8 protein-coding genes and 1 pseudogene are annotated in these 8,452 nt (G+C 65.6%); 8 read left to right on the top strand and 1 reads right to left on the bottom strand.

The genetic code is table 11. The features are described from left to right. Positions 1-237 precede the first annotated feature (237 nt). The 7 genes from ppc (at position 238) to HP546_RS21615 (ending at position 7,521) form a co-directional block, all read left to right on the top strand. Positions 238-2,865, top strand: a complete 2,628-nt coding sequence (ppc, locus tag HP546_RS21645) for a phosphoenolpyruvate carboxylase (RefSeq protein ID WP_172229280.1) — start codon at positions 238-240, stop codon at positions 2,863-2,865. A gap of 257 nt (positions 2,866-3,122) precedes the next feature. Then, positions 3,123-3,773 carry an adenylate kinase gene (adk, locus tag HP546_RS21640; RefSeq protein WP_110678221.1) on the top strand — a complete coding sequence of 217 codons (651 nt, stop codon included), beginning with the start codon at positions 3,123-3,125 and terminating at the stop codon, positions 3,771-3,773. A 230-nt stretch (positions 3,774-4,003) separates the two neighbouring features. Next, positions 4,004-4,678 carry a tRNA (adenosine(37)-N6)-threonylcarbamoyltransferase complex dimerization subunit type 1 TsaB gene (gene tsaB / locus HP546_RS21635; RefSeq protein ID WP_172229278.1) on the top strand — a complete coding sequence of 225 codons (675 nt, stop codon included), beginning with the start codon at positions 4,004-4,006 and terminating at the stop codon, positions 4,676-4,678. A 131-nt stretch (positions 4,679-4,809) separates the two neighbouring features. Beyond that, complete coding sequence (locus HP546_RS21630; protein WP_172229277.1) at positions 4,810-5,100, top strand: hypothetical protein; 291 nt, start codon at positions 4,810-4,812, stop codon at positions 5,098-5,100. 3 nt (positions 5,101-5,103) lie between these two features. Next, the gene (locus HP546_RS21625; protein ID WP_172229275.1) at positions 5,104-5,973 is read left to right on the top strand and encodes a DUF72 domain-containing protein; all 870 of its coding nucleotides are present in this window, start codon (positions 5,104-5,106) and stop codon (positions 5,971-5,973) included. A gap of 28 nt (positions 5,974-6,001) precedes the next feature. Continuing rightward, on the top strand, positions 6,002-6,832 hold the full coding sequence (locus HP546_RS21620) for an oxaloacetate decarboxylase (protein ID WP_172229273.1): 831 nt from the start codon (positions 6,002-6,004) through the stop codon (positions 6,830-6,832). After that, positions 6,832-7,521 (top strand): extensin family protein, encoded by a 690-nt coding sequence (locus tag HP546_RS21615; RefSeq protein ID WP_172229271.1) that lies wholly within the window; start codon positions 6,832-6,834, stop codon positions 7,519-7,521. Before HP546_RS21620 ends, HP546_RS21615 begins: the two co-directional genes overlap by 1 nt. A gap of 12 nt (positions 7,522-7,533) precedes the next feature. On the opposite strand, the gene HP546_RS21610 is transcribed toward HP546_RS21615, so the two are convergent. Beyond that, positions 7,534-8,154, bottom strand: coding sequence for an energy transducer TonB (locus HP546_RS21610; protein WP_172229269.1), 621 nt, complete (start codon positions 8,152-8,154; stop codon positions 7,534-7,536). A gap of 103 nt (positions 8,155-8,257) precedes the next feature. Here HP546_RS21610 and HP546_RS21605 point away from each other — a divergent pair. Next, a pseudogene (locus tag HP546_RS21605) lies at positions 8,258-8,452 on the top strand (class I SAM-dependent methyltransferase); the annotation flags it as partial.

Here is an 8,452-nt window from a genome sequence, read left to right as displayed (position 1 = left end):
TTCTGTTCCCAGTGCTGGGCGAGTTCACGGATTTTCATGACGACCTCTGTTAACGCCTCGTAGGGCTTGCATGGCATCGGAGTGCTGTGCTTTGAGATTAGTTTGCTTTGGCCGATCACGGCTTGCCATCGCTGCCCGGCTGTGGGCACTCTTGGGGTGTGTACCGCGCGCCCCAGTGGGCCGCGCTGAGGCTGAAAGGGATGCAGTGCGCCAGAGCCGCGCCGGAGAGAAGGGCCAATGACCGATATCGATGTGCGTTTGCGTGAAGATGTCCATGTGTTGGGTGAGCTGCTGGGTGAAACCATTCGCCAGCAGCATGGTGATGCGTTCCTGCAGAAGATCGAGGACATCCGCCACAGTGCCAAGGCCGACCGTCGCGGCCCCGGCGAGCAACTGAGCTCGACCCTGGCGGACCTTGCCGAAGAAGACCTGCTGCCAGTGGCGAGGGCCTTCAACCAGTTCCTCAACCTGGCCAACATGGCCGAGCAGTACCAGTTGATCCGCCGCCGTGATGCCGATCAGCCCGAGCCGTTCGAGGCGCGGGTACTGCCCGAGCTGCTGGCACGTCTGAAGCAGGCCGGGCACAGCAACGATGCCCTGGCCCGGCAACTGGCCAAGCTCGATATCCAGCTGGTGCTGACTGCGCACCCCACCGAGGTGGCCCGCCGCACCTTGATCCAGAAGTACGACGCCATCGCCGGCCAGCTGGCCGCCCAGGATCATCGCGACCTGACCCCGGCCGAACGCCAGCAAGTGCGCGAACGCCTGCGCCGGCTGATCGCCGAGGCCTGGCACACCGAAGAAATCCGCCGCACCCGGCCCACCCCGGTAGACGAAGCCAAGTGGGGCTTCGCGGTGATCGAGCATTCGCTGTGGCACGCGATCCCCAGCCACCTGCGCAAGGTCGACCAGGCCCTGCAGGAGGCCACCGGCCTGCGCCTGCCGCTGGAGGCCGCCCCGGTGCGCTTCGCCTCGTGGATGGGCGGTGACCGTGACGGCAACCCCAACGTGACCGCTGCCGTTACCCGCGAGGTGCTGCTGCTGGCGCGCTGGATGGCCGCCGACCTGTTCCTGCGCGATATCGATGCGCTGGCCGCCGAGTTGTCCATGCAGCAGGCCAGCGGCGCCCTGCGTGTACGGGTTGGCGACAGTGCCGAACCTTACCGCGCCTTGCTCAAGCAACTGCGCGACCGACTGCGCGCAACACGTGCCTGGGCGCATTCGGCGTTGACCAGCGACCAGCCAGCCAGCGCCGAAGTGCTGGTGGACAACCGCGACCTGATCGCGCCGCTGCAGCTGTGCTACCAGTCGCTGCATGAATGCGGCATGGGCGTGATCGCCGAAGGGCCGTTGCTCGACTGCCTGCGTCGCGCCGTTACCTTCGGCCTGTTCCTGGTTCGCCTGGATGTGCGCCAGGACGCTGCCCGCCACTGTGATGCGCTGACCGAAATCACCGACTACCTGGGCCTGGGGCGTTACGCCGACTGGGATGAAGAGCAACGCATCGAGTTCCTCCAGGCCGAGTTGAAAAACCGCCGGCCACTGCTGCCTGCGCACTTCACGCCGCAGGCCGATACCGCCGAAGTGCTGGCCACCTGCCGAGAGGTGGCCGCTGCGCCTGCTGCTTCGTTGGGGTCCTATGTCATCTCCATGGCCGGTGCTGCCTCTGACGTGCTGGCGGTTCAATTACTGCTCAAGGAAGCCGGGCTGACCCGGCCGATGCGCGTGGTGCCGCTGTTCGAAACCCTGGCCGACCTCGACAACGCCGGCCCGGTGATGCAACGCCTGCTCGGCTTGCCGGGCTACCGCGCCGGCTTGCGCGGCCCGCAGGAAGTGATGATCGGCTACTCCGACTCGGCCAAGGACGCTGGTACCACCGCCGCCGCCTGGGCCCAGTACCGGGCACAGGAAAACCTGGTGCGGATCTGTGCCGAACACCAGGTGGAGTTGCTGCTGTTCCATGGCCGAGGCGGTACGGTAGGCCGCGGCGGCGGCCCCGCCCATGCGGCGATCCTGTCGCAGCCACCGGGCTCGGTAGCGGGGCGTTTCCGCACCACCGAGCAGGGTGAGATGATCCGCTTCAAGTTCGGTTTGCCGGGCATCGCCGAGCAAAACCTCAACCTGTATCTGGCCGCTGTGCTGGAAGCCACGTTGTTGCCGCCACCGCCGCCGCAACCGGCCTGGCGCGAGGTGATGGACCAACTGGCCGCCGATGGCGTCGCGGCCTACCGCAGGGTCGTGCGCGAAAACCCCGACTTCGTCGAGTATTTCCGCCAGTCGACGCCAGAGCAGGAACTGGGGCGCTTGCCGCTGGGCAGCCGACCGGCCAAGCGCCGCGCCGGGGGCATTGAAAGCCTGCGGGCAATCCCGTGGATCTTCGGCTGGACCCAGACCCGTTTGATGCTGCCCGCCTGGCTGGGCTGGGAAACGGCGCTGAGCAATGCCCTGGCCCGCGGCCAAGGCGAGCTGCTGGCGCAGATGCGTGAGCAATGGCCGTTCTTCCGAACCCGCATCGACATGCTCGAGATGGTGCTGGCCAAGGCCGATGCACAAATCGCCGAGGCCTACGACGAACGTCTGGTGCAACCGCACTTGCGTCCTTTAGGTGTGCATCTGCGCGACCTATTGTCGCAGTCGTGCCAGGTGGTGCTGGGCCTGACCGGGCAGCCGGTGCTACTGGCGCACAGCCCCGAGACGCTGGAGTTCATCAGCCTGCGCAACACCTACCTGGACCCGCTGCACCGCCTGCAGGCAGAGTTGCTGGCCCGCTCGCGCAGCCGCGAAGCCGCTCTGGACAGCCCGTTGGAGCAGGCCTTGCTGGTGACCGTGGCGGGTATCGCCGCAGGCCTGCGCAACACCGGCTGAGGGCAGGGTCTGGCCACCCTGGGTGCGGGGCGCGAGGGGCGGGGGCGAAGACGGAGAAGGTGGTTGCGCCTGGCGCAACCACCGGGCGGGTCAGCCGCAAGTGGCGCATTCCTGCAACTTTGGGACGCTTGTATGGCTGCCGGGCGCTGTGTATCTTGAGCAGCCTTCTGACCGTTTTATGGTCATACCCGATTTTCCGGACTTGGCCCTGGTTGCCGAATCCATTGAATTTCATAAAAAAATTTGAGGAGCACGAGATGCGCGTAATTCTGCTGGGAGCTCCCGGGGCCGGTAAAGGTACTCAGGCAAAGTTCATCACCGAAAAGTTCGGTATTCCACAGATTTCCACCGGCGACATGCTGCGTGCCGCCGTCAAGGCCGGTACCCCGCTGGGCCTGGAACTGAAGCAAGTCATGGATGCCGGCCAGCTGGTTTCCGACGAGTTGATCATCAGCCTGGTCAAGGAGCGCATCGCCCAGCCTGATTGCGCCAACGGCTGCCTGTTCGACGGTTTCCCACGCACCATTCCGCAAGCCGAAGCCATGGTCGCTGCCGGTGTCGACATTGACGCCGTGGTCGAAATCGCCGTGGATGACGAAGAGATCGTCGGCCGCATGGCCGGTCGCCGCGTGCACCTGGCCTCGGGCCGCACTTACCACATTCAGTACAACCCGCCGAAAGTGGAAGGCAAGGACGACGTCACTGGCGAAGACCTGATCCAGCGCGACGACGACAAGGAAGAAACCGTTCGTCATCGCCTGTCGGTTTACCACAGCCAGACCAAGCCGCTGGTGGACTTCTACCAGAAGCTGTCGGCTGCCAATGCGGGCAAGCCGAAGTACAGCCACATCGAAGGCGTTGGCTCGGTCGAAGCCATCACCGCCAAGGTCCTGGCAGCCCTGAGCTGATCCAGTACCTGTCGACAACGGCCCGCTTGCGGGCCGTTGTCGTTTGGGGCTGCTAACGCAGCCCATCGCCGGCAAGCGAGCTCCCACAGGATCGCGCCATTTCTGAAGGCTGTGCAGTATCTGTGGGAGCTGGCTTGCCGGCGATAGGCCGCACAGCGGCCCCTTCGGGACACAACGCCGCCGCTGCTCTATACTGCCGCTCTTTTTCTTCGCACCTGGATACCTGTTCGATGACCACCCTGCTGGCCCTGGATACCGCCACCGAAGCCTGTTCCGTTGCGCTGCTGCATGACGGCAAGGTAACCAGCCATTACGAGGTGATCCCACGTCAGCACGCGCAGAAACTGCTGCCGATGATCAAGCAGTTGCTGGCCGAGTCTGGCGTCGCGCTGAATGCACTGGATGCCATCGCCTTCGGCCGTGGCCCGGGCGCGTTCACCGGCGTGCGCATTGCCATCGGTGTGGTCCAGGGCCTGGCCTTCGCGCTGGAGCGCCCGGTACTGCCGGTTTCCAACCTGGCCGCACTGGCCCAGGGGGCGCTGCGCGAGCATGGCGTTCAGCAGGTGGCCGCTGCCATCGATGCGCGTATGGACGAAGTCTATTGGGGCTGCTATCAGGCCAGCGCAGGCGAAATGCGCCTGGTCGGTCACGAGGCGGTATTGCCGCCGGAGCAGGTGGCGCTGCCGGCGGGCAGCGCTGGCGAGTGGTTCGGTGCCGGTACCGGTTGGGGCTATGCCGAGCGCCTTGCAGTGCAGGTGGCGGCCAGCAATGCCAGCGCCTTGCCCCATGCCCTGGACGTTCTGAGCCTGGCCAGCTTCGCCTGGACCCGCGGCGAGGCGATCGGTGCCGAACAGGCGCAACCGGTGTATCTGCGCGATAATGTAGCTACGCCGAAGAAGCGCTGAGTGCTGTTCGTCGGTTATCGCCGATCACACTAAAACCTTTTGCGCGATCTGTGGTCCAGTTATCACTCAAGCATTAGCGACCTGACTCTGATGCTGCTAAATTGCCATCATTGGTCCTGAGTGTTCATGCCATGCGTATCGACGGTCTCTCATCGCAGTCCTACCCGGTCAAGCGCGCACCGCGCAAGGCAGCGGTGCGTGACGAGGCCATCGATGACGCCGAAGTTGTAGAAGAAGCCGAAGTCGCCGCTCAGGAAGCCACCGCCCGCCGTCGCAGCGGTGGCCTGCCAGCCCGCCAGCAGGACATGGTCTTCCCCCGCGCCCGTGACCGCCGTACCGCCACGGCGCTGGCCAGCTACCTGAGCACCGCCGGTTTCACCGATTGGGACATGGAAGTGCTGGGGCTCGACCTGTACATTTGATGGATGAGTCCATCACCACTGCCTTATTTTCTCGGTTGCCCGTCGTGGAGCGAAAACGCCTGGCGCGACTACCTGTACCCCGCCGACGCCAGCAGCGCTGAAATGCTTGGCTTCTACAGCCAGGTGTTCAACGCCGTCGAGGGTAACACCACCTTCTACGCACGCCCCGCACCCGGCACCATTGCGCGCTGGGCCCAGGTGATGCCGGCGCACTTCCGTTTCACTGCCAAGTTCCCCCGGGACATCAGCCATGAGGGTGACCTGCGTGATCAGCTTGAGCCGGCCTTCGACTTCACCCGGCTGATGGCCCCGCTGGGCCAGCGCGTCTCGCCTTGCTGGCTGCAGTTGCCGCGCCAGTTCGGCCCGGCGCGGGTGGGTGAGCTTGGTCACTTCCTTGACCTGATTGGCGTGCCGGTGGCTGTGGAGGTGCGCAACCCGGCGTTCTTCGCCAAGGGCGAGGAGGAGCGCCTGCTCAACCGCCTGCTGCACGAGCGCGGCGTGGAGCGTATCTGCCTCGACCCGCGCGCGCTGTTCAGTTGCACTTCACGCGACCCTGCCGTGCTGCACGCGCAGTCGAAGAAGCCCAAGGTGCCGCCACGCCCGGCGGCTTTCAGCCAGCACCCGCAGGTGCGCTTCATCGGTCATCCGCAGCTGGAAGCCAACGAGTCGTTTCTCACCCCGTGGGTGGAAAAAGTCGCTGGCTGGATCGAAGAAGGCCGCAGCCCTTATATCTTCCTGCACACCTCGGATAACCGCCTGGCGGCGGCGCTGGCCCTGCGTTTTCACCAGCGCCTGATGCAGCGCCTGCCCGGCCTTGCACCTTTGCCGGAATTGCCGCGAGCCCCCGAGGTCGAACAACTGGGGCTACTCTGAGCCTTCCCTGACTGCCGGAGGTTGAACCATGGATGTGCAAACCCTGCGTGCCGAAGCCTTCAAGGCCTTGCACGAACGTGATGGTGCCTTCGTCATCCCCAACCCGTGGGATGCCGGCTCCGCGAAGCTGCTGGCCAGCCTTGGCTTCGAGGCACTGGCCACCACCAGTGCCGGGCTGGCCTTCAGCCTGGGTCGCCCGGACGCCGAAGGCGCCTTGACCCTTGACGATACCCTTGATAATGCCGGCGAGATCGTCGATGCCACGGCGTTGCCGGTGGCTGCCGACCTGGAAAACGGCTTCGGCGACCTGCCCGAGGACTGCGCCCAGACCATTCTGCGTGCTGCCGAGGCTGGTCTGGTGGGCGGTTCCATCGAGGATGCCAGCGGCCGCAGTGACGCCCCCATCTATGACATCGGCCTGGCAGTGGAGCGCGTGCGTGCAGCCGTGCAGGCAGCGCGCAGCCTGCCGTTCCCATTCACCTTGTGCGCCCGGGCAGAAAACCTGCTGCACGGGCGCATGGACCTGGACGACACCATCCTGCGTCTGCAGGCCTACGCCGAGGCCGGCGCCGATGTGCTCTATGCCCCGGGCCTGCGTACCGTCGAGGAAGTCCGCGCGGTGGTGCAGGCAGTGGCACCACGGCCGGTCAACGTGCTGATGGGGATGGCGGGGGTGCCGTTGAGCGTCAACCAGTTGCAGGACCTGGGCGTGCGTCGCATCAGCGTCGGCTCGTCGCTGGCTCGCGCTGCGCTCGGCGCCGTCCACCGCGCGGCCTTGGAGATTCGTGACGAGGGCACGTTCGGCTACGCGGAGCAAGCATTGCCGTTTGCCCAGCTTAATGACCTGTTCCGCCGCTGATGCGGGTGCTGCTGGCGCTGCTGGCCGGCCTGCTGTTGCTGGCTGGCCTGGCCTGGCAGTTCGGCTGGCGCCTGCCCGCCGTGTGGAACCCCTGGGCGCCGCTGGACGTGCGACAGCCGCCCAATCTGCTGACACCCTACAAGCTGTCGCGTCTGCGTGATGACCCGGCGTTGTGCCGCCAGGCGCTGGAAACCAGCCATCTGCGCTACCGGGCGCAAGCCGATAGCCCCGCTACGGCCAATTGCCCCCTGCACAATGTATGGCGCCTCGAAGCGGGCCAGGCGCGGCTCAGCAGCAGCTTCCTGGCCAGTTGCCCGCTGGCGGTGGCCTACGCACTGTTCGAAAACCACGGCCTGCAACCTGTTGCCCAACGGGTACTGGGGCAGCCGGTGGCGCAGGTAGATCACCTGGGCAGCTTTGCCTGTCGTAACGTCTACCACCGCAAACAAGGCCGGCTGAGCCAGCACGCCACGGCCAATGCCTTGGACATCAGCGGTTTCCGCCTGCAGGACGGCCAACGCATCGTGCTGGCGCGGGACTGGCAGGCGGGCGGGCAGAAGGCGGAGTTCCTGCGGCAAGTGCAGCAGGCAGCTTGCGAGAGTTTCAGTACGGTGCTGGGCCCGGACTACAACGCTGCGCACCACAACCACTTTCATCTGGACATGGGGCGCTGGCAGATCTGCCGCTGAGTTGATCCAGGCTCAGGCGTGAACGCGCACGTTGTTCAGCACCACCGGGCGCGCCCAGTGGATGTCGAACTCCAGGTCATTTTGCAGCTTGGCTAGCGTGGCTTCGTCGAAGGGTTCCGGGGCCGGGTCCAGCAGGTTGGTCTCGAACTCGGCGATGGGCAGGAACAGCGACCGCGGTGCGGGACCTGGCCCGGGCTCGGCAATCGCGTGGCCCTGGCTCATCACCACCGGGCGCAGCCAGCTGTTGCTGATGTCGAGCTGGCGTTGCTGCTCGATCAGCTCGATGGCGCTGAACGGCTCGGCAGCAGGCTCCAGCAAGTTGGCCTCAAGCTCGGCCTTGGGCAGGAACAGCGGCTCCGGCGGTGCCACCACGGTGTCCTGCACCGGGCAGGCGCGCTGGGCGTCGATCAGGGCCAGCGCACGGGCGCCGCCGATTGGCTCGCCGCTGTCGTGGTCGTACTGCACGAACGACTGGCTGACCTGGTCGACGGGCTCTTCCGGCTGTTCGGCCATGGCCCGGGCAAAGAAATCCTGCCACAGGTGGCTGACGCCCCCGAGTGCCTGGGTATTGTGCTGACTGTAGTTGCCGACAGGCGACAAATAGGTCAAGCCGATGGGAAGAGTATCTGACATGGCAGCCGCGCGCGTTGTGCTCTGGCAGAATAGCGGGATATTGCCTGTATCGGCCGTGGCTGCCGATACATTAACGGCTGGGTTCAATTTTCAGGTGTGGATGATGGAAGAGCAGGGCACAGGTATCCGGGTCGAGGCACTGTCGGCTGAGTTCGAGGCGCAAGCCGCCGCATGGGCCGAGCGGCTAGCGTTGCCGCTGCAGGACGATGCCGCAGGCTTTGCCGTGCAGGTGGGCGTCGATGGCCTGCAGGTCCAGCAACTGGGGCCGCAGGCACCGGGCCCGGTGCGGGTTGACTTC

It is taken from the genome of Pseudomonas sp. CM25 (assembly GCF_013179705.1).
Lineage (GTDB): Bacteria > Pseudomonadota > Gammaproteobacteria > Pseudomonadales > Pseudomonadaceae > Aquipseudomonas.
Note: the sequence above shows the minus strand (reverse complement) of the source record. Positions and strands in the feature narration are given on the sequence as shown.